The organism is Pedobacter sp. PACM 27299 (assembly GCF_001412655.1).
Taxonomy (GTDB): domain Bacteria; phylum Bacteroidota; class Bacteroidia; order Sphingobacteriales; family Sphingobacteriaceae; genus Pedobacter.
Map to the genome: position 1 here is coordinate 6,096,773 of NZ_CP012996.1, position 23,042 is coordinate 6,119,814.

The 23,042-nt window shown below is 41.7% G+C and carries 18 protein-coding genes; 4 read left to right on the forward strand and 14 right to left on the reverse strand.

Going from position 1 to position 23,042, the window contains the following annotated elements; genetic code table 11:
* Positions 1–13 precede the first annotated feature (13 nt).
* Positions 14–508 (reverse strand): GNAT family N-acetyltransferase, encoded by a 495-nt coding sequence (locus AQ505_RS25730; protein WP_062550791.1) that lies wholly within the window; start codon positions 506–508, stop codon positions 14–16.
* Complete coding sequence (locus AQ505_RS25735; protein ID WP_062550792.1) at positions 505–1,068, reverse strand: hypothetical protein; 564 nt, start codon at positions 1,066–1,068, stop codon at positions 505–507. The genes AQ505_RS25730 and AQ505_RS25735 overlap by 4 nt, the downstream gene beginning before the upstream one ends.
* An 80-nt stretch (positions 1,069–1,148) precedes the next feature.
* Here AQ505_RS25735 and AQ505_RS25740 point away from each other — a divergent pair, with 80 nt between their 5' ends.
* A complete protein-coding gene (locus tag AQ505_RS25740; RefSeq protein ID WP_062550793.1) occupies positions 1,149–1,745 on the forward strand; it encodes an RNA polymerase sigma factor in 597 nt (198 codons plus the stop codon).
* A gap of 153 nt (positions 1,746–1,898) precedes the next feature.
* On the opposite strand, the gene AQ505_RS25745 is transcribed toward AQ505_RS25740, so the two are convergent.
* The 12 genes from AQ505_RS25745 to AQ505_RS25800 all read right to left on the reverse strand — a co-directional run bounded on the left by AQ505_RS25745 (position 1,899) and on the right by AQ505_RS25800 (position 20,236).
* Complete coding sequence (locus tag AQ505_RS25745) at positions 1,899–3,221, reverse strand: glycosyl hydrolase family 18 protein (protein ID WP_062550794.1); 1,323 nt, start codon at positions 3,219–3,221, stop codon at positions 1,899–1,901.
* Positions 3,222–3,245: 24 nt separating this feature from the next.
* Positions 3,246–4,832, reverse strand: a complete 1,587-nt coding sequence (locus tag AQ505_RS25750) for a SusD/RagB family nutrient-binding outer membrane lipoprotein (protein ID WP_062550795.1) — start codon at positions 4,830–4,832, stop codon at positions 3,246–3,248.
* Between the two features lie 16 nt (positions 4,833–4,848).
* Positions 4,849–8,343 carry a SusC/RagA family TonB-linked outer membrane protein gene (locus tag AQ505_RS25755; protein WP_062550796.1) on the reverse strand — a complete coding sequence of 1,165 codons (3,495 nt, stop codon included), beginning with the start codon at positions 8,341–8,343 and terminating at the stop codon, positions 4,849–4,851.
* Positions 8,344–8,381: 38 nt separating this feature from the next.
* The gene (locus AQ505_RS25760) at positions 8,382–9,473 is read right to left on the reverse strand and encodes a FecR family protein (protein WP_062550797.1); all 1,092 of its coding nucleotides are present in this window, start codon (positions 9,471–9,473) and stop codon (positions 8,382–8,384) included.
* Between the two features lie 556 nt (positions 9,474–10,029).
* Positions 10,030–11,346 carry a sensor histidine kinase gene (locus AQ505_RS25765; RefSeq protein ID WP_231634989.1) on the reverse strand — a complete coding sequence of 439 codons (1,317 nt, stop codon included), beginning with the start codon at positions 11,344–11,346 and terminating at the stop codon, positions 10,030–10,032.
* Entirely contained in the window at positions 11,312–12,718 is a 1,407-nt protein-coding gene (locus AQ505_RS25770; RefSeq protein ID WP_062550799.1) for a sigma-54-dependent transcriptional regulator, read from the reverse strand. Before AQ505_RS25770 ends, AQ505_RS25765 begins: the two co-directional genes overlap by 35 nt.
* Positions 12,719–12,758: 40 nt before the next feature.
* Positions 12,759–13,934, reverse strand: a complete 1,176-nt coding sequence (locus AQ505_RS25775) for an ABC transporter permease (RefSeq protein WP_062550800.1) — start codon at positions 13,932–13,934, stop codon at positions 12,759–12,761.
* Positions 13,935–13,946: 12 nt separating this feature from the next.
* A complete protein-coding gene (locus AQ505_RS25780) occupies positions 13,947–15,188 on the reverse strand; it encodes an ABC transporter permease (protein WP_062550801.1) in 1,242 nt (413 codons plus the stop codon).
* 10 nt (positions 15,189–15,198) lie between these two features.
* Entirely contained in the window at positions 15,199–15,864 is a 666-nt protein-coding gene (locus tag AQ505_RS25785) for an ABC transporter ATP-binding protein (RefSeq protein ID WP_062550802.1), read from the reverse strand.
* A 12-nt stretch (positions 15,865–15,876) separates the two neighbouring features.
* Positions 15,877–17,352: a TolC family protein gene (locus tag AQ505_RS25790; protein WP_062550803.1), complete on the reverse strand. Its 1,476-nt coding sequence runs from the start codon at positions 17,350–17,352 to the stop codon at positions 15,877–15,879.
* A 5-nt stretch (positions 17,353–17,357) separates the two neighbouring features.
* Positions 17,358–18,605, reverse strand: a complete 1,248-nt coding sequence (locus AQ505_RS25795) for an efflux RND transporter periplasmic adaptor subunit (RefSeq protein WP_062550804.1) — start codon at positions 18,603–18,605, stop codon at positions 17,358–17,360.
* A gap of 158 nt (positions 18,606–18,763) precedes the next feature.
* Positions 18,764–20,236, reverse strand: coding sequence for a gluconokinase (locus tag AQ505_RS25800; protein WP_062550805.1), 1,473 nt, complete (start codon positions 20,234–20,236; stop codon positions 18,764–18,766).
* 183 nt (positions 20,237–20,419) lie between these two features.
* Between AQ505_RS25800 and AQ505_RS25805 the strand changes: the two genes are divergently transcribed.
* From AQ505_RS25805 to AQ505_RS25815, 3 genes are read left to right on the forward strand one after another with little or no spacing between them, the layout of a single operon-like run.
* Positions 20,420–20,905 carry an RNA polymerase sigma-70 factor gene (locus AQ505_RS25805; RefSeq protein WP_197286267.1) on the forward strand — a complete coding sequence of 162 codons (486 nt, stop codon included), beginning with the start codon at positions 20,420–20,422 and terminating at the stop codon, positions 20,903–20,905.
* A 50-nt stretch (positions 20,906–20,955) separates the two neighbouring features.
* Complete coding sequence (locus tag AQ505_RS25810; protein WP_062550807.1) at positions 20,956–21,603, forward strand: hypothetical protein; 648 nt, start codon at positions 20,956–20,958, stop codon at positions 21,601–21,603.
* A 32-nt stretch (positions 21,604–21,635) separates the two neighbouring features.
* Entirely contained in the window at positions 21,636–22,910 is a 1,275-nt protein-coding gene (locus tag AQ505_RS25815) for a hypothetical protein (RefSeq protein ID WP_062550808.1), read from the forward strand.
* Positions 22,911–23,042: the final 132 nt, after the last annotated feature.

Below are 23,042 nucleotides of genomic sequence, written 5' to 3' on the forward strand. Positions count from 1 at the left end.
AGACCATCCTTTATCAGATGGCCTTTTCTAATACATAATCCTTCATGAAGAAACCGTTGCCAACATCAAGGTCAACGGTTTCTTTTATAATAAAGCCCGCCTTTTTATAAAACTCAGCAGATTTATTGTCACGGTGTACATTTAATTCCAGGCTTTTCCCACCTGCTGCTTTTACCTGCTGAAAAATTTCGTTGATTAGGAATTTACCGACGCCCAATCCGTGAACTTCCGGCAGCACATACAGTTTATGCAGTTTATAGGTCTCCTGACTATCACCCAGTTTAGAATAGGAAGCAAAACCTACATCTTTCGACTCAATTTCTGCAATCAGAAAAGTGTATCCTTCCAGCAGCTGGTCTAGCAAAACACCTCTGTTATACATCATTTCTAACATATAGACGATTTGCTCCTGACTGAGGATGCCATTATAGGTAGGCACCCAAGTAGTTTTTGCAATCTCCTGTATGGAGGGCAGGTCTTTTTCTTTTCCTTTTCTGAGCAGGATCATAACTTCTCGCTGATGAATAAATAACTGTTGTTGAAATCGAAAGTTACGAAGCCATCATTGATCACCACGAAATCTCCGTTTTCATCTTGTTTCAAGTTGCTGGTTTCAAAATAGGAAAGGACTTCAATATGGAACACACTGCCTTTGGGTTTCCACACGGAAAATCCAGACTTTATCGCATACGCTTTTTCCGTTGCGGTGAATATTACAATATTGATCTCATCAATATAACTGCCCAGTTCTCTCAGCTTGGCCTTGGTATCAATCACATTAACTGCCGAATACTTTTCTTTGATCAAGTAGTCCAATACCTCGTCCAATGCTTCTCCTTTTGCAGGAATGACTTTCGTATTTTCCTGAACAAATTCCTGGTCGGCAGCGTTCACTACAATGTCTACTTTTAGTCCGAGGCTAACTATTTTCTCATACAGTGTGGCATTGACAATTAATGTCGGGCTCCACTCCAATAGCTGGCCTAGATATTCCTCATTGAACTCACCCAGATCATGGATATATAATGCTGGTTCTTGTTTTTCTCTAACGATGTGATGTGATGACATAAAGCAAATATATTGTATTTTTTTTCTTATTTTCGTTTAACTTACAAGACGCCTCTTCACCACATAGTCAGCCGTAACCAATGGACGATCAGCAGCAGCAAATTATAAAAAATTGGAAGTTATTAGCGGAAGGCGAAAAACAAGGCCTTTATGCTTGTTTCAGCTATTTTTATGATGACCTCTATCGATTCGGGCTGTCCTTATACAGAAACCCGGAATTGATTAAAGAAAGCATACAAAATCTGTTTATTGAACTGTGGCAAATTCGCGAAAAATTAAAGGAAGTGAATAATATACAGCAATATGTATTCACAATTTATAAGCGAATTATTTTCAAAACCAATCAAACATTTGTGAGCAGTACCACTGGAGATGAGGTTTCTTTAGACGATATAGAAGAGCGGTTTATTTCAGAGAGTTCGTATGAAAGTATTTTAATTGCCAGTCAGGAAGATGAGCATTTAAAAAAGAGACTGTTATATGCACTAAGCTGTTTAACGCCCCGGCAAAAGGAGATCATTCAGCTCAGGTACTTCGACTGCCTGTCTTTTAAAGAGATTGCAGAGCGTACTTCATTGACAGAGCGGACGGTTTATAACACACTTCACAATGCGGTGAATGTGCTGCGGGAATTACTGCTGTTCTTGTGTTTAGTGATGAGCGGCGAGCAGTGGTAGTATAGCTGGGCGCTGTGTAAATGCATGGTAAAAGAAAAAGAGGGTTTCCCCTCCTTTTCTATACGAGCATTAATTTTCATTGTTTGATCCTATCTAAAATTCAAACCAGTGGAGTTGCACCTGCCTTCAGATTGTTCTCATTTCAGATTCTTTTTATTTCAGGTCTTTAGCGATCGTTCCCATTAGCGAGTTCGCTCCTAATACATCGTAATCTGCCGCCCATAAATAAGCACCTTTAAATCCGGCAGACTTAATATACTTTGCTTTTTTCTCTATTAGTGGGATGCCATTATAGAATACCCCGAAAGCCATATTTGTGGTTTCTTTACTGAATGCCTGCGGATCATGTTGTAAAATATCGAAGTATTTTACATAATTATAAGAACCCCAACCTAAGTTATTACCATTGCCATCAATTTCGATATAGCGTAAACCAAAGGCAGGCATTCCCAATACAATCTTATCTTTCGGCAGCAGGCTGACCCAGTTTGCCGCGCAACTGACCATATAATCATAGCTGGAAGATTGCGCTCTTGGCGAACCTGGGCTAACCGCACCATCTTCAAAAGCATGCACATTTACCCAATCCGCAGCCGCAAGATTACCGTATTGACCACGCAGCCAGTTGGTGGCCACCGTGGCCGTTACAATTGATTTTGCCGGCAATGCGGCTTTCAATTCCCTGATCAGGGGCCCTACGGCGGCAATGTTTTTATCGCCATTGATGCTGAGGTCGGTCATCATGATGTCTACACCGTCCATTTTCCTGGCGGTTACATAGGCAACTACCTGTTGAACCAAACTGGCTCTTTTTGCAGGATCAATAATCACCGCACCAAAGTCGTTGCTTTCATACCTCGACCAGCCGTCAATTCCGCTCAGAAATCCAGAAATCCCCATGATGACAGGAGTTTTATTGATGTGCCCTCTGGCTACCAATTCATCAGCAGCGCGGTTGGTTTGTCCAACGGTCACATCCAGTCCATCAGAATTTACCCATCCGCATTTGAAAGCCACATGTGTTACCTTTTCCCAATCTACATCTTTTGCCAATCCTTCTGCCGACAAATACGCCAGCGCCACATTGGTATAAGGTTTAAACGTATAATTACTTGGGTTTACCAGAATACTGGAAGTCCTTGAAGTTGTTTTCCCATCGAAAGAAGCTTCCACACTGATCTTATATTCTCCACCAGCAGTGGGGGTAAAGGTAAATGCAGTATCCGATGACACTATTTTATCGTTCACCTTCCATACTACACTGGCCCGGTCAGATGGGGAGAACTGCAATCCGGTAAATACCGCCGACTGTCCTTCTGCAATGATGCTACTGGCGAGGCGAAAGGCACCGTTTTTATCAAAAATCCTAGGGTAGAATTCCCCTTCATTTCCCGCATCGGCATCGTCTTTCTTGCACCCTGAAAGGATAGAAACACATAGGAAAGCGGATAACAGGATATATTTTATATTGTTCATCTTTTATAAGTTTGGATTAAGAAATTACTGTTTATCCCACCATACACGTTTGGTCCAGTCGTCAAGACCACCGAGTGCCTGCACTGCTTTCGCTACGTTTGCCGCATTCTGTTCGGTCTCTTCTAAAGGATATTCCAATCTTCTCGGGATTTCTTTACTATTGGATTCGGCCATTACTCCAGGAATCAATTTTGGGAAATCTGTTCTTCTCCAATTGGCATACGCTTCCTGTCCGTTAAATATTAAGGCCAGCCAAAGCTGCTCGTTGATCATTTCTATTTCTTTTCCTGGGATCAGTTTATTGCTATTGATGAAATTCATCACTTGTGTCTCGGTGATTGGCGGAGCTCCCTGGAACAGGCTCAGCTGTTTCATGGCTGCAGCAATTCCCTTTTCATAGTGGCTTTTTGCATCACCGCCCATATTTAATCCAAAACGAATGTTCGCTTCGGCAAGTAGAAATTCTACTTCTGCATGGGTAAAGTGTAAAAATGGCGCATCGCTCTTAATCAGGTAATTTGCAAATTCTGCTTTCTGTTCTGCATTAGTGATGCGCTTCTCTCCGAAACCTGGAATTTGTACCGTTATAGTATTTAGCCAATCATTATAAGTGTAGCTGGCTGGCTTTACCCCTACATAACCTATTTCTGCGACCACATAATCGGTCACATCCATGCGATCAAAGGGTTTCGAATTGACCTCCGTATAACAGCGGATCATATTTTTCAGCCTTGGATCGTTAGTTTTCACAAACTGAGCGATTAAAGTGGTGGTTACTTTTGGAGGCAGCTCGGCACTATTGATGGTTACAGCAACAGAATTCCCTCTGACATCATCATCTTTTGACTGTACATTTTCATGCATTAATTTACAGATGTCTTCATGACTGGAGATCAGGCCTGCTGCGAAAGCAGCCTGTGCTTCGGCTTTTGCTTTTTCCGGATTGCGTTTGACCAGACGCATCGCATACCTCAAGCGTAGAGAATTGGCAAACTTTTTCCAGGCTACAATATTTCCATTATAGAATAAATCGCCTTTGAGCTGATCTTTTGAGGGATCAAGCTGTGCAGAAGCTTCCGTCAGTTCTTTGAAAAAGTCGTTATAAATAGTTTCCTGCGTATCAAATTCTGGTCGGATGACCCCATCTTTATAGCCTTTCCCTGCTTGCTTGTAAGGAATATCACCATATAAGTCTGTCATTCTTGCGAAAAGCAGCACTTTCATAATCCTGCAGGCTGCATTGATATTAGTTTTTGAAGGATCGCCCTGACTTCTGTCTACGGCATCCACGATATTTAGGATATCATTCCCATAATTTACATTCCAAAGTGCAGAGGTATATCCTCTGTTCTTGATATAAAACTGTCCGGTTTTCACGAGGTAGATTCCTGCGGTATGCTGTATAAAGGGCATGGTTAGAATAGTACTTACCTTTTCATTGACCTCAAAATTTCCTGAATAGCGCAGCTGTACATTTGCCAGCTGCAGGGCAGGATCCAGTCCGCTGGATTTGTGTGGATCTATATTCACATCCCCAAATTTCTTACAGGAGCTAAAAATCAGCATCGAGATCAGAACTGCGGGGATCATTTGATTAAAATATTTCTTCATGTTCGTATGATTTGAATTAAAATCTGAAGTTTAGGTTAAAGCCCCAACTTCTTCTTGTTGGCAGGGATCCATATTCGAGCCCCTGGCCGTTTCCATTGCTGTAATTAGAATCCGGGTCTACATTGGGTACGTTTTTATAAATGATGAATGGATTTCTGCTTACTACGGCTACCTGAATATCTTTTAGTCCGAGTCTGGAAGAAAAGGATGCAGGCACTCTATAGCTTAGGGTAATTTCTCTCATCTTTACATACGTCGCATCGTATACGTAAGGCTTTCCAACACCACTATCGCTAGGATAGACATATCCCCAGTACAGGGCAGGATCTACGGCCTGTGTATTCTCTACATATATTGGGTTTTCGTCCGTCCCTGTTTTTACGACTCCTTTTGGTACATATCCCCTCACCTTACCATCTGCGGTCCATTGGGCAAAGGTTTTTCCGGCCGTTAATCTTTCCTCTTCCGACTTAATCCATTCTTCTCTACCTTCAAGTGTGGTATTTAGGCTGCCCCTAACCGCAGCAAACAGATTGGTCATAGAGAAAAGATCGGCCCCTTGTTTTACATCGACTACGAAGTTTAAGCCGAAGTTTTTATAATTCATCACACTGGACATCCCGCCTGTCCAGCTGTAAGTTCCCTTTCCAATTACTTCACGGTAGGTATTTCTTTTTGGCGTCAAGGATTTTTCAGGATCTAAAATCACATTGCCATTTGGATCTCTTTGCTCTTTATAGGCGAGGATAGAGCCGTACGCTGCACCTGGCATCGCTACAATAGATACGCCCAGCCATCGGGCATCCGAAAGACTGAGGTAAGGAATTCCATCTGCCAGTGATTCTACCTGATTCACATTTCTGGCAAAATTGACACTCAAGTCCCAGTTAAAATCTTTACCAACAATCGGTTTCGTATTCAGCATCACTTCCACTCCTTTATTGGAGATCACCCCGGCATTGACAATCTGATAGGCAAAGCCGGAAGATATTGGTGCAGGCACTTTATTGATCTGGTCTCTTGATTTCTGTGTATATAAAGTCACATCTAGGCCGATTCTATTGCCTAAGAACCGGAGTTCTGTACCCATCTCATAAGAACGGGTGCGGGTAGGTTTCAGGTTTTTATTGGGCAGGATATCCCCCGAGATCCCACCTTGTGAACCGCCATTGAAAGACAATGGGTTCAGTCCATAGTACAGATCCAGCTGATAAGGATCGGTATCATTACCTACCTCTGCTGCGGATAACCTTAATTTACCGAAAGAAAGAATGCTGTTGTCGATTTTAAAAGCATCAGAAAACACGAAACTGGTGGCTACTGATGGATACGTATAGCTGTTGTTCTGCACTGGTAAAGTGGAAGAAGCATCCTGGCGCACACTTGCATCCAGGTATAAGTAACTCTTATAGCCTGCACTCAATAAACCGTATACCGAATTCAGGTGTTTTCTGTAATGAGTAGGGATGATGGACTTATCGGCAAAACTATTTGGTGTCACCACATCTCTCACTGTCATATTAGTGAAAGTCATGGCCTCCCCTTTATTGCTGACCCTGGAAATACTTCCACCTAATCTGGCAGACAGGTGTAAATCTTTGGTCACCTGTTTTTGGGCCGTCAATAGAACATCGGCTTCAGTGGTGGTAAAGTTACGGTCTAACAAATCCAGCTGACCGGTGATACTTCTTGGTGTGCTTGGTGGAGCAAACTTTTGATAGTCCATGTCCATTTGATCCGTGGCCACCCTTCCTTGTAAATTTAACCAATCCAGGATATTATAATTCAATTGGATGGAGCCCATGAACCTGTTTTTACTGGTGGTATTTTTCATTTCGTTGATGATCCAGTAAGGATTGATGTTGTATACGCCACCTCCCCATTCCAGGTAATCACCAGTTGCCGTTTTATAGGCATTTTTAAACATACTTTGGTCGAGGGTATTTGCCAATCCGATAAAACTGTTTCCGATATTAGAGGCATCATCTGCCAATGCCGGCCTATTGTTCACATTCTCATTCATATAGAATGCCCTGGCTTCCATCGTCAGTTTAGCTCCGAATTTTGAAGTTCCGTTAAAGGTGAAGGAGTTCCTTCTCATTTTAGACTCCGGCACAATATCATTATTTCTCAAATCGGAGGCCGATAGGCGGAAAGAGGAAATGTCATTGGAGTTCGAAAAGGAAATGGTATTGGTAAAAGTTGATCCTGTTCTGAAGAAATTACTGATGTTATCTTTTACCAGTGCATAAGGCCTATCGATGCCATCAAAAGAGGCAGTCATCAATCCGGGATCAATTTTAGGCCCGAAGTTCTGGCGTAAACTCGTTCTCGCCTGGTCAGGTGTCAAATTCAGTAATTGGTTATTTCCCTGTCCGTATTGCGTTTGATACCCATCAAAAGTAGTCAGCTGATTTTCCAATGTGGAGGTGCTGTTAAATTCTATCCCCAGTCCTTTGTCTCCTTTTCCCTTTTTCATGGTGATCAGGACAACGCCATTTGCGGCTCTGGAACCGTATAATGCGGAAGCGGAAGGGCCTTTCAGAATACTGATCTTATCTACATCATCCGGGTTGATTGCCGAGATGGCATCTCCAAAATCTACACCTCCGGGATTGTCTTTTCCACCTGCTTGTCCGTAATTGGAATTGTCCATCGGGATTCCGTCTACGACATATAAAGGCTGGTTATTTCCGGTGATGCTGGTATTTCCCCTGATGATGACACGGGAGGAACCTGCAGGTCCACCAGCGGTACTATTGATGATCAGACCGGGCACTTTACCTGCCAATGAATTGATCACATTGGTTTCACGGGCTTTTTTAAGTTCTTCGCCATCCACTTGTGATACTGCATAACCCAGAGAACGTTCTTCTCTTTTGATTCCCAATGCGGTGACTACTGCTTCCCGAAGTTCCGTCACTTCTTCTTTCAGCACCACATTGACATTTTTATCAAGGTCATTTGCCGTAATGCTCACCAGTTGGAAGCCAATCATTTTAAAATGAACCACATCTCCTTTACTTGCGGCAATAGTAAATAACCCATCACCATTGGTCATCGTGTTTTTTCCGGTCGCTTTATTCGAGACGGCTACACCCGGCATTGGGCTATTTCCCGTATCGGTTACTTTTCCAGTCAGGTTAAATTCCCTTCTTGCGCTGGGCTTGTCTTTATTTGACCGTACCATAATGGTTTCCCCATTGATCTGATAGCGAATATCGATCTGCTGAGAAATCGCATCGAGTACCTGATTGATCTTCCATTTATCAGCGGTCAGGTTAATTTTAGCACTCTCATCCAGATCCAGAGGATTGTAAGAAAAATGCACATTTGCTTCTTTCTCGATCTGCTTAAAAGCGGTTAATAAGGTGGCTTGTTTCCATTTAAAGGAATAGACTTTATCTTTCGATTGTGCAAATCCTGATAAGGAAACGATGCATACAAAACACAGGCATACTTTAAATAAAAGCCCATAGAAATAGTAATAACATGGTAAGTTTTTGTTCATGCTGGTTAAAGGTTAGTTTATTTGGTTATAGTTGGTACTTATTCTACGAAGCTGAGTTCTACGCGATCTCCAATAATGACATAGGTAAAATGGTTAGAGAACCCAATGGCACTAAGTACTTCCTTAAGGCTTTTCCCATAAAATTTCCCGGTAAAGGCAATCGGGTTTTTAGGTTCGTTTTTAGCCGTAATTTCTATCCCGTAAGTTTCTTTTAGCAGGGACTTGATCTCTTGAAGAGAAGCTTTGGAGAAGACAAGATTGCGGTTGTTCCAGTCGTCGATCTTCTGGCGGTTAAACGTCGTCTTCACTAATTTATCCGCATCAGCGCTGATGTCTACCTGTTCACCCGGCGACAAGATCAGTTCTTCTTTTACCTGTTGATTCAGGATTTTACCCACACTTACTTTTCCGGTATTCAGCATCACAGAAGTTTCATTTCTTCTGCTGTAGTTATTGATTTTAAAAGAAGTACCGAGTGCCGTCGTAGCGGTTTTTCCAGTGATCACGATGAAGGGTTTTTCTCTGTCTTTGGCGACTTCAAAAAAGGCTTCTCCACTTAACCAGAGGATCCGGTTGTCATGATTATAATTGGGATCCAGCTTTAACTCGGTCAATCCGTTGATGGTGACTTTACTGCCATCGCTTAGAGTGATGGTTTTACGTTCGTTATAGGCGGTTTTAATTGTGATGCTCTGGTTGCTGGCTGCGAGCGTAGGAATAGTGGTTCCATATTCTTTTTTATCCAGCATGGCATAAGTACCGATGGCAATTACAATGGCTGCAGCCACCGATATCCAGGAGATTTTAGTTTGGAACCAGAGTTTTCTTCTGATTGGCTGTGGGTTTTCCATTTCCTGCATAGGCGATGGGATTGCGGTTCCTGCTGTTTCTTCCAGTTGATCGATCACCATTTTCAGCTTATTCAGTTCCTGTTCTTTTTCTAAAGGATCTACTTTTACGGCCAGTAAGAAAAATAGTGTTCTTGCTTTGAGGATGCGTTCTTCTAATTCCGGGTAGGTATTTTTGATGTGCTCCCAGTACAACACCGCTTCCTGGTCATTTCCTAAACAATAGTCCAGGAAAGTATCTTCAGTTAAAAAGTCTTCTACAGCGTAAGCGGCGTATTTCATTCTGGTTTTGTTTGGTTATAGCTACAAGTGCAGAGAGAAGAAGATTTTTACCAAAGAATTTTAAAATATATTTTCAGGAGGTTTTTCAGGGCCGAGAAAAACCGCTTTAAAACGACGAAAGACCGTTTTTCAACGGCCTTTCGTCTAAATTTATAATATTGATGTTTTATGGATTTCGAATCAGTTTAGTGTTTACCGTCAGCTCGCCAGTATATCCCATCATATCCATTACTACTCTTTGGACGCGAAGATATTTGACTTAGTACTGCCCATCAGCTCAATACATTTTTTGGAGCTCGAAAGTTATAGACTTAAAGAACCAAGCTCTTTACAGAATGCTCATTAAATTCACGCAAGCGTTTGATATTCGATTGCTGACAATTAGAAAAAAGGAAGGAATTTTGAAGAATTTAAAACAAATTTTTGCATTTTTATTAAAAAAGCACAGCAAAGCGTTTGAAATTGTCTGAAAAACAGCGCACATTCTTATGACACCGTCTTTTAAGCATCAAACGTTTACGTAATCTTTAGATGAAATGGAGTGTGTTTTTGAAGATTATGAAACGTTTATAGAAAATTCGGCACCTGTTTTCTCATTATCAGACAGATGAAAAGAGAATTCATGTTTGAGGAGCACATCCTTTATTAGAGTGAGCCCAATGCCTTGTCCATCCGCTTTGGTACTAAAAAATGGACTGAATAGATAAGGTGCAGTTTCCGCTGAAATGCCTTTCCCATTGTCGAGGATGCGCAGTCTTTTTGGCTCATGCTCTGTGATAAAAGTAATGACACCCTGAGGCTTAGCACCGATCGCTTCTATTGCATTTTTTACAATATTGATCAGTACCTGTTCGAGCTGCAGCTGGTCTGCGAAGATGATCAAGGGTACATGATAGAGGTTAAATTCAAAGCTGATGTTTTGGGCTCTGGCCCTTTCCGTCCATAAGGTAGCCACCGAATAAATCAATTCATGGAGATCCATGTGTGTTTTTTCTGGCTCTGGCAGGCGAACCAGGTCTGCGAGATTCCGCATGAAAATGTTCAGGTTATGGTTGCGGTCTATCGCAACCTGCAGCGCATTGCCGAGGCTGCTGCTGGCAATTCGTTTCTTTTCCATTCCCAATGCAGAGTCAAGAATAGAGTTTACCGGTCCGATCGTATTGTTCACCTCATGGGCCATCATGCGAATCACCTTTCCATAACCTTGCTGCTCTGCAATGAGGAGTTCATTCGTCAATTCCTGAATAATTACAAAATGCCTGGGAAATCCCTGATCTACAAACTCGGAAACTTGGATTTTATACGACTCTACCCCTCCTTTTAGTGTTGCCGAGCGTTTTTTTTCCTTTAATAGGATGCGAACTTCGTCAAGAATCGGGTGGATGATATCTTTTAGAAACCAGCCTTCCATTGGAATGGCCTGGAGGATTTTTTTAGCTACCGGATTCACCATCTGGATTCTATTGTCATGATCCAGAATAATAATCCCCACCGGAGAGTGGTCAATGAGCTTATCTAGAAAGAAGTGCTGCTGCTGCTGTAATGTTCTTTCTTTTCTCAATTGATCGATCATCTGATTGTAGACTTCGATCAGCTGGTCCATCTCAAGCGTCCCGGTTTTCACAAATTTAATATTGAAATCCCGGTCACTAATCGCATCAGCTCCTTGAACCAATAAATTTAAAGGTCGGATCATCTGGTTGTAAAGCTGCCATGAAATCAAGATAGAAATCAAGATCAGCACCTCTGATAACAAGAAATACCCCTTATTCTTTTCAAACACAAAATAGCTTAGAAACAGGGCAATCGCATGTATCATACACACGAATAGTAGGTATTTAGTCCGAAGTCTCATCGTTGGAATTACGCTCATCGTAAGGAATGTTAAATTTTTCCAGTCTGCGGTATAAGGCGCTTCTGGTAATTCCTAAAGCCAATGCTGCTTTAGAAATGCGGTTTTGGTGAAACGCTAACGCACGTTTGATCATTAAAATTTCCGTTTCTTCCAAAGTCATGGCACCCACATCCGGGAGCTTTGACACCTGTACTATCGGTGGTTGTTCCAGCTGACTGCTAAAATCTGCAATCTCTAAAAGGTTTGTTCTACTCACCAAAACCGATCTTTCCACCATATTTTTCAGCTGGCGGATATTTCCCGGTAACGGTAATTTCTGCAGCCATTTTATTGCCACTGGACTCACCTGAAGATCTGGCCTGTTGTACAGCTGCCTTAGCTTGTCCATCATGAAAGTCAACAGCAATGGTATATCTTTGGCTCTGTCTCTTAAAGGCGGAAGCTTTAAGGTAATGAGGTTGATGCGGTACAATAGGTCTTCTCTGAAAGTCCCCTTTTGTACCATCTCTGCCAGATTCTTATTGGTGGCACAAATTACACGGACGTCTACCATTTTAGTGCGACTGCTTCCTAACACCTCATAGCTCCGATCCTGTAATACCCGCAGCAGTTTCACCTGACTACTGGCATCCAAATCTCCAATTTCATCTAAAAATATCGTTCCCTTATTGGCCATTTCAAAGCGACCGATCCTGTCATTTCTCGCATCTGTAAAAGCACCCCTCACATGCCCGAACATCTCACTTTCAAACAAAGAAGTAGAAATACCACCCAAATTCACTTTAATAAATGCCCTGTTTTTACGCAGGCTATTTTGATGGAGGGCTTCCGCGATCAATTCTTTGCCGGTACCACTTTCACCCGTAATCAGTACAGAAGCATCTGTTTCAGCTACCCTGCCAGCAATCTCCAAAAGCTCCAGCATTTGCTGATCTGCGGCAACGATCGACTGAAAATCGTAATCTTTGTCTAACCGCTTCCTGCTTATTGGATGGCTTTGCACTTGATGCTGTGCTTCCTGGTCCTTTAAACTGATCAGCGTTTTTATCGATTGCAGCAGGTGTTCATTGTTCCATGGTTTATTAATAAAATCATTTGCACCTAGCTTCATACCCTGAACCGCCAGATCTATACTGGCCCAACCCGTAATCAACACTACTGGTAAAAGCGGCTGCAGTGCTCTGATCTCACGAAGTAAAGCCATTCCTTCTTTGCCGGAAGTATCAATTGAGAAGTTAAGATCTAGAATCACCAAAGATATACCTTCATTTTTCAGCACAGCAATCCCCTCCGCAGCATTTGCGGCGGACTTAACAGGATATGCTCTTTGCTCCAGCAACAGCATCAGTGAAGTACGAACGGCTATATCATCATCAATTATCAGGATCATCGGCTAAGTATTGTAAGGGTAAGGCCAATCAAAAATATCTTTATTCTTCATGTAAAGCAACAGCAGGATAAATTGACGCCGCCTGTCTACCCGGATATAAAGCACAAATAATGACCAGCAGGTAAATAAATAGAATGGCAAAAAACTGTGCCAGCAGATAAACGGAAGCTGGTAAATCAAAAACATCCAGCAGCGGAAATTGTACTGCAAAGAAAGAGCCGATGATTAAAGAAAAGGTGGCAATTACTAGGGCTTCGCCTACCAATTGTCCGGAAACGGAACCAGCAGTTGCTCCAATTGCCCTTCTCAATCCAATTTCTGCCCTTCTCTTATTGATATTGTACCAAAGTACGCCAAAAATCCCCAGCGCCACATTGACGATTAAAAAGCCCGCCACAATGAAAAATATCACGATTGGAACGGTAATCTCTTTATTTTTTTCCGCTTTCATATCCGATAGATCTTTGATCTCCAGATTGGTGCTTTTTATCTGTGAGGAAATGGCTTTGTAAACTTTCCCTTCAAACGCAGCCCCCATTCCTGGTGCCACCCGGATCAGCATTTTATTCATCCAATTGATATTTCCGGTATCAATACGAGTATAAATTGCTGGCTCTGCGGCCTTAAAATCACTTTTATCTTTCAGGTTCTGAACTACGCCGATTATTTTTAGCTGCTTATTTTCTTTATCAATTATTTTCCCAATAGCGGTGGTATTGCCAAATAATTTGAGTTTTGCCGCTTCGTTCAACACCACTGGTAATACAGCAGCAGCATTATCTTGGGCCTCAAACCATCTTCCATTGATCATGCTGACCCGAAGGACATCCTTATAAGTATCCTCCACATTAAAAATTTCGGTTACCTGTTCTTTACCTTTATATCGAATTGTCGTGTTGATATAGGTGTCTGAAAAAGGGACATTCCCGCTAGCAAAAGTTATTGACTTTATCCCGGGTTCCCCTTTCAGCATCGTTCTTAAACCTTCCTGAACCAGCCCCACAGAGTCTTTATGTTTACTCACTTTGAGACCTCCCAAATCTACAGACCAGACCGATTCATCATCAAAACCATTTGGGATCTTATAAATTTGGTAATTGTAAACCAATAACGTGAAAACAGCGAAGATGACCATAAAGGAAATCAGGATCTCTGAAATGAGCAGGAAATTCTCTCTCTTTTTATTCCAGATCAATTTGAATAAGTGCTTTAACATATCTTTTATTTTTTAATTATTGGCTTTTAAAGCAGTAACAACATTTAATTTAGACATTCTCCAGGCAGGGTAAACACCAGACATCAGGCCGAATACCAGACAGGCGAGCATGCTGTAACACAATACCCGGAAGTTAATTTGCATATCCATATTGGCAATAACGCCACTGGAATTCAGTACCTGGATCACCACTACGGACAGTAGCAGGCCGATAATGGATCCCAAAACCGTCAGGATCATGTTCTCTACAAGAAATTGCCCGACCAACGTTCTGCTGGACGCACCAAAAGCTTTTCTAACCCCAATCTCTGAAGAGCGCTCCATAATTCTACTGACATTGATATTCATCAGGTTGATCGTAGGCAGCAATAGAAATAGAAAGACAATAATTCCTATTAAAAGATAAAGCCTATCTGTTCCCGACCCTTGAACAACCCCAAAATTATTTCTAGTGAAGCTATCCAGATAATTATCCGCATAACCGGTTAATATATCCTGTCCCTTTTCATTGTGCGGCACTTTTTTCAGCAGTTGCTGATACTCCGCTTGAATCGCAGGCAGGTCAGCGGCCGATTTGGCCAGTAAAGTCACCAGGTAGTTCCCCATCAAACTTGTCCCTTTCATGCCAGATTTGGCCAGTGTATAAGGAAGGTAAACATCAGAATGCACATAAGTAACCGTAGAAGGAACAGTTTTAACGACACCGATCACCTTATATTTTTCATTGTTGACCTCCAGGTATTTTCCTATCGCAGACACATCTTCTCCAAAATACTGGTTACTCATGGACTTGGAAATCACAGCCACCTGCGCAGCGTTCTTCAGTTCCTCCTCATTAAAAGGTTTACCTTCCAGAAATTTGAATTGATAAATCTCCCAAAAGTTCACATCAATATACATCAGGTCTAATTCTAGTTTCCTATCGTTCGGATAAGCATTGGTCGTATTGCGGTAAGAGTGTATCGCGATCTTCTCCGGTGTTTTCATCTTAGCCACGAAATCGTTGATAAAATAGAAACTAACTGAGCCTGACATAGAGTAGTCCCCTTTAAGTGACTCCAATTTCAAAGACTTGATAAATAATTCTCTAGAACGATTTACATCCGGGTAATTTGGGCTGATCATGGCCTCCATAAAAGCAGCCAGCACAATCAGGGTAGTCAGGGTCAGGCTAATGCCAAACAAACTGATGAAGGTGAAAAATTTCCTTCTTTTCAATACCGCAATGGCAATTTTAAAGTAATTTTTATACATAGCTATCCCCTTATTGTACTTGTGAACCATCAAATAAACGCAATAAGCGATGTGTACGCTGTGCCATATTCGGATCATGCGTCACCATTACAATGGTAGTTCCATCTACCCGATTCAATTCTAAAAGAATGTTCATGATCTCATTACCCATGGCACTGTCCAGGTTTCCGGTAGGTTCATCGGCAAGAATAATTTCCGGCCTACCCACAATTGCTCTGGCAATGGCTACCCGCTGCTTTTGTCCACCAGACAATTGTGTTGGAAAATGATGGATCCGATTACTGAGCCCCACCTTTTCCAATGCCGCAATGGCCAGCATTCTTCTTTCTTTAGCACTTGAATTGCGGTACAATAAAGGCAGTTCCACATTATCCACCACCTGCAGGTCATTGATCAAATGGTAACTCTGGAAAATAAAGCCAATCTTGTTGTTCCTAAAATTCGCCAGCTTACGATCGTTTAAGGATAAAGTTTGCTGATTATCTATTAGTATATCTCCTTTTGAAGGGGCATCTAAAAGCCCCATCAGGTTGAGTAAAGTACTTTTCCCGCAGCCTGATGGCCCCATAATGGATAAGAACTCTCCCTTATCCACCTTAAGGTTAATGTTGTTTAAAGCCTGCGTTTCTACAGTATCTGTACGGTATACCTTTTCAATGTTTTTTAATTGTATCATAGCTATATAAGGTTATAGTTTTATTTTCTCATTCTTCTCAAAGTCGAAAAGTGACAAGAAACGCAACTGGTAATAGGCGCCCCAAAAATCACGTAAAGAATTGATATAATCGCGTTTTGCCTGATCGTTTTCCTGAAAAGCGATACTCAGGTCTGTGATGCTCAAATCCCCAAGAACATAGCGTTCTTTAGCGATCTGGTATTTTTCAGAAGCAATCTGCTCTGCGCGGGCATTGAGTAATAGCTGCCCTTTCATCATCTCAAAGAGGTTGACTTCTGTGATGATCTTTTGTGTAAAATTCTGTTTATCCTGAGCTACGGCGTATTGTGTGAATTGTTGATTGGCCATGGCTGTTTTCTTTCTTGATTTTTGTCGGCCCCAATCCAGAATGGGAATTTCTATGGCCAATTCCAGCAGCTGCTGATCTTTAGGATTTTGATAGACACTGCCAATACTTCTGCCGCTTTTTGCAAAACCCAGATTCGCATTTACCGTGGCATTGATCCCATTATCTCCTTTTGCTTTCGCTACATCGCGCTTGGCTTCTTCCAGCTTACGTCCAAAGGCAATGGCATCTGATCGGTTTTGAAAAGCTTCCGACAATGCTTTCTCCGTTACCACAGTCATTGCCACCGTAGATTTTGGCAAAGAAAGTTTGATCTTATCTGTGTTTTGCAAACCCGTATAAGCTTTAAGATTATAGGTCGCCATTTCCATATCGCGTTTGGCAATTCCTACTGCTTTTTCTGCTTTTAGGGCTTCCAATTGCAGTTGGAGGATCTCATTTTTGGAGACTTTTCCCATTTCGAATTTGGTGTCTGCAATTTTCTGGATAGCGTTGGTATTGCTCAAATTTGTTTCTGCGATCTGCAGGTCTACCTGAGCGAGCAGCAGGTCAAAGAAATACTTACTGGCATTGATAGAAATCTGCTCCATACTTTCAATATAAGCCTGCTGACTTTCATTGTATTTTAGGGGTTCAATTCTGCGGTCCCATTTTAAGGAATTAAATTGAAAAAGCGGCTGAACTACACCAACACCATAAGGAACTCCGTTATACAATGTATTGTTACGGTCAAAATCATCAAAGCGCTGTAACGACGTAGTGCCATAAATGGTACCACCTGTTTGTGAGATCCGCTGACTAAATGATAAATCAAGGGAAGAATTGTTGTTGTGTACCGAGCGGAAATCTATCGTTCCATCCGGCTGCTGCACGGAAATAGAGGATTTACTATAGCCCGGCAGTATCCCTTTTAAAGAAAGCTGCGGCTGATAATTAGATTTGTAAGTCATAAATTCCCAATACCTGGTTTCTTTTAACGTTGCCGCCTGTTTAGAAGCAATGGATTGCTCCTTTGCCATGGCCACCACTTCTTTTAATGCTAATCTCAGGGTATCAGCAACTTGTGCTGAGGCCGTTTTTGAAGAAAACAGGGAGACCATACAAAGCATCAGAATAAAGAAAAAGTTAGATTTAGTCTTCATTTTCCTTATTTCTTTATAGTGATTTGACTGCTATTTTTAAAAGAACTCATATCGGAGATGATCACCATATCACCTGCTTTCACCTGGTCTTTCAACTCCACGAAATCGAAATTACTCAGGCCAATCTGCGCCATTTTTCTAGTTGCCACTCCGTCCTTCAACACATAAATATATTGTGAAGGTGTGCCGCGGAAAGCAGGGCCATTACTCACCCTTAACACTTGCTGGTGTTCATCAGTAACCAGAAAAACGTCTGCTTTTAAATTCGGACGGAAGAGTTTATGGTGACTGCTGTCCGGTTTGATGTCAAAAGATACTGTTGCATTTTGCACGGCAGGATAGATATTTACCACTTTCCCCCGTACTTGCTGATCGCCGATACGAATAATCGCGGTCATCCCATTTTTCAAAAGATCCAAGTGCTGATCAGAGATGGTGCCTTTCACTTTAAAGCTGGAAAGGTCTGCAATTCGGGCGAGCACCTCCCCTGGCTGTACTGCAGCACCAATATTTTTATTGACCCAAGTTACAACTCCATTTCTGCTAGCCGTAATATCAGCTTGCTGCAACTTCTTCTGTAATACCTCCAGGTCATTTTGCTGAATATTTGCTGCCAGCTCCACTTCTTTAATTTGCAGGCGCATACTTTGCTGCTTGCTATTGATCTCATTCTCCAGCTGCTGTTTTTCCAGCTGGGCGACTTTTAAATTCAGTTCTGCTTGTTCTACATCTTCACGTGTACCCCCTCCCGCTTTCAATAGACGTTTTGCATTGTCTACGGAAGCTTTCAGACTGTTGATGCGTAATTGTTTAATGTCGTTGTTCGACTTGATGTCGTAGAAGCTCTTGTCCAGATCTAGCTTAATTTTTCGAATGTCATTCTTCCTAGACTCCAGCTGGAACTTCAGCTTTTCAAAATCCATTTGTGCCGCAGATTTATCTAAGGTCAGGATGGACTCTCCGGCTTTAATCTGACTGCCTCCGTCTAACAATACTTTCTGAACAGATGCAGCAAGCGGGCTGCTGATCACTTCTTCAAATTCCGGCAATACTTCTCCCGCAGCATTGATCGTATTTTCAATATTTCCACGATCGACTACAGCAGTGGTAATTTCCGAAACATAGACGGTAGTATTCATTACCCTCCGCAACAAGAAAATACTCCCGGCTATCAGCACAATCCCTATCCATAAATACAGCAGGCGCTGTTTTCTTTTACCCGATAAAACCGCCTGTTCGATATTTTTGTCCATTTAATCTATTTTCAATGGTCATTCCAAAGGATATGCCACAGTTAAATCATTAGATTTCAATGGATTAAATATTTTTAGGAAATAAAAAACGTTCGGTAACGGACAAGTTGCGCGATATCAAACTAATAGGGGGGTGCAAGCTTATGTATTTACATCGCTTATCTATTTTCTAGCAGGTTGTTAAAATTCGCCAATTGATGCATGCTCTGTTTTAAAGCAGGATACAATTGCTGATAAATATCAAATAACTGCTGATAAACTTTGTGATTTTCCAAATTTGGTGTAATGCGTTCTTTTTCGCCTTTAGACATAGGATAGTCTACGGATAAACCGATCGATTTGACCGCCAGATAGGCTGCTCCTACTGCCGAAGCGTCTTCTGTTTGAACCAGCACGATCTCTTTTCCGCTAATGTCGGCCAGGATTTCCATCCATATCCGCGCATTTACAAAACCTCCGCTTACATGGAGCTCCAGGACCATTTCCGGGTTTGGCGCAATAGCCAGCAGCACTTCATTTAGGGCATAACAAATTCCTTCCAGCACTGCCCTTGATAAATGTCCCTGATCATGGGAAAGTTTAAGGCCGAAAAATGTGCCGCAACTCTCGGAATCCCATATTGGAGCACGCTCACCACTCAGGTAAGGTAGAAAAAGCAGTCCGTTACTTCCCGCTGCGGTCGTTTTTATCTTTTCGAATAAAGCCTTGTAATCCGCAGCCATCAATTCCGTTTTACCCAGTACATTTTTTAAAAGCCATTGCAGCGCAATCCCCCCGTTGTTTACAGGACCACCACAAATAAAGGTCTGTTCATCTAATATATAGCTAAAGGTCATCGCCTTTGTATTGAAAATTGGCTTTGGACTAGAAATCCGCACTGCACCACTCGTTCCAATAGTTAATGCCGCCAGACCTTTTCCATTGGCATCACTTCCCAGGTTTGCTAAGCATCCGTCGCTGGCACCGATCACGAAAGCAGTCCCCTCCTGATCTTTCTTTTGATAAGCTGTACTTACTGGTGCTGATAAATGTGCTGGAGTAATTCCAGCCAACAGTAGCGCTTCCTTACTCCAATCCAATATTTCCCAATTGAATAAACCCGTACAAGAAGCGATAGAATGGTCTATTTTGAATTCTTTAAATAACTGGTACCAAATGTATTCTTTGATGGAGATAAATTTATAGCTGCGTTTAAATAGTTCCGGTTCGTTTTCCCGCCACCAGATGATTTTACAAAGTGGCGACATTGCATGGATTGGGGTTCCGGTTTGCTGATACAGCACCATTCCTGATTCAGATTCCAGGATGCGATTGGCGATGTCCGAGCTTCTGGCATCTGCCCAGGTCATCATTGGCGCCAATGGATTTCCGTTTTCGTCCACACTGATCATGCTGTGCATCGCACTGCTTAAACCAATGGCTTCTGGCTGCCCGCCCATAAGTGTTTTCATTTCTGAAATACAATGCTGGAAAGCTTTCCAAATCAATACGGGGTCCTGCTCAGCATATCCAGCTGAAGATGAAAATGAAGGGTAATGCCTTTGAACTGACTCGATAGGTTCGTAATTCAGATTTAATGCCACTGCTTTAGTACTTCCCGTTCCAATGTCGATCCCAAGAATATATTTCATATCACAAAATAGAAAGAAAAATCTACAAGCATATTCTCTTTTCTAAAATCAGCATCACCTTAAACTATTTGGATCGGTTATAAATAACTCTATATTTGCAGGCATTCGCCTATTAATTTGTCAGAATCAACCACATATCATTCCATCGAAACGATTATAATTGATGAAAATTCTTTTTTTCAGTTGTATGAATGCTATTGGAAAAAGTTATATCAAATTGCCTTAAAATATCTTGGAGATCAGTTTGAAGCAGAAGAAGTGGTTCAGGAGTTATTCACGTCTTTATGGCAGCGCAAAGATACCTTAGTATTACAGCGGGAAACTGTAGAGAACTACCTGGTGAGATCGGTACGCTTTAAAATTGCGAGAATCTATAAAGACGAGCTCAGAAAAGCGGGTAAGATTAATGAGCTGAAAGCAGAACAGGTTTCCTTTCATAATGGGACAGAAAAACAGGTCTTGTATCATTTTTTGAAACAGGATATTGAGAAGCTTGTGGTCTTATTACCTGAACGCTGTAAAGACATTTATAATTTAAGCCGCGAAAGAGGATTGAACAATAAGGAAATCGCTTTAGGCCTTTCCATATCCGAGAAAACAGTAGAAAATCAATTGACAAAAGCATTATCATTTCTGCGTAATGGTCTTAAAAAATATCCGAGAACATAAGATGAATAGGGGAAAACCAGCGGAATTGATAATATATATAAAACTAAGCCATGAATCCTGACTTATTAAAAAAGTGTTTATCTGGCAAAGCATCTGATGCGGAGTGGGAATTATATCAGCACTGGATCAATGGTGATGCTGTAGAAACTGACCTGGAAGAACTGGATCAGGATATTGAGCCGGTAAGGGATCGGATCATGGCCAATATATTGAAGAAAAACGAGCAGCACCGTATTCTTATCAATAGAAAAAGAACATGGGCGGTTGGTATTGGTATTGCAGCCAGTTTATTTTGCGTCCTCTACCTATCTTTTTTATTTCATAGTGGCCCAGAATTACAGCAGTCGCAGGTATACCGCTATGAGGATCAATCTGCTCATTCGGAAAACAACTTCAATGGCATCGTGGTACAGCTGGCAAAAAATAGTCAGGCGAGTTTTAACCAGCAGAGTAGTGCCAACATCAACCTTCATTTTCTAGGGTCGGTGATGCTGAGCAATCGTTCTTCTGAAGACCAGCACATTACAGTTCAAAACCATAAAGACGAAGTAAAAAAGATGTGCCTGCGTAAAGGGCATTCCTATTTTTTAAGCTATTTAAACTTTAAATTTGAAGAGATTATCATGGTGGATCGGCAGAGTATGAATGACATCCCTCCTGCCATGGCCATGAATATGCAACAACAATTCGATCTTTAATTTTTACTTTGAACTCCTTCCCATCAAAACGTATGAATTCCCCTGGCTCAAAATATCTGCGTTTCATTAAGTTCAGGCAACCCCCTGTCTCAGACTTCAGACCATTGAGTTTTCCTGGGTTAAAACCACTTTTTTTAGGTGTTTTATTCGGATTTGCTGTGCTTTTATCTTTGTTTGCTTGTCAGCATAGCACTAAAGATCTGGGTTATAATTATGGCCTGCTCAGCTATGACAGTCTGGAAAACAAGGCTTACCTGACTATGGTTAACTCTTTAATGGATGCTCAGGAGATCGGGCCAAGAACAGAAGTTAATTTCAACGGATTTATTCTGGCTCAAAAAGATTCCAGATATTTTGTAATGGACCAGGAGCAAAAGGCTTTTGTTGCCTATCAAATAGGCGAACAAGGAATTAGAGCGGTGGCAAAGATTTCCATGAAAGACATTCCCTGGGAACCCTATATGTCTTGGGTAAACTGGGTAAATCCGCACACCATCCTGATTGGCACCGTGAATCACCATAAATTCAATTACCTGGAAATTGATCTGGATGCCATGAAAATTAATCGACAAGGTCCGTTAAATATACCGGAGACTGCTAAGGAAAATAATTATGTTGGGGTATCCGGACAATTGGTGGATCATAAACTTTTTGTGAGTTATACTTTTCAAAAAGGCATGATGAGAGAACATATTGTGCCTTGTGAGGAGACGATGTATATGGCACAATTCAGTTATCCAGAACTGGAACTGCAAAGTACTACACAAGATGATCGGACTACCTGGCCGGGTTCTTATGCGATATTGGCGCCGAACTCCTTGGTTTACCAGGACCATATTTATGTTTTAGGACAACCCGGAGGCAGAACAGGAAACCGGAAAGGTACACCCTCTTCCATTTTAAAGATAGACACTAAAAAAAACATTTTTGATCCTGCCTACAACTTTCAGATCGCTGATGGCACAAATGAAGAAGCCTATACCCTGCAAAATCTTGGAGATGGTTTGGCACTCTCGAGTGTAGTTCCCTTAGATAAGATCCATAGTTTCGAAAATTACATGATCAATCGGGTGGCGAATTTCGTACTGTTAGACCTGAAAAATCAAAGGAAAACAAAACTCGATTTCCCTGATGTTCCACTAGATTGGAGCTTCAATACGATATGGGACGATGATTTCGCTTACATCTCCGTTTACCAGCAAGATGGTAACAGCCAAATCTGGCAATACAACCGTAAAGATGCGACGCTTAAAAAAGGACTGCTGATTAAAGGCGCCATTTTCCGCATCAACAGGCTAAAAAACTAAACAAAATACTCTTATTTAAAAATATTCTAAATAGCGTAGGGGAAAAGTGCGACTTGTGCTAATTAGTATATAGAGGGTCATACAGTTCGTACCTGTATGACCCAAACCCTAAGATAGGGTTACTCCTAAATC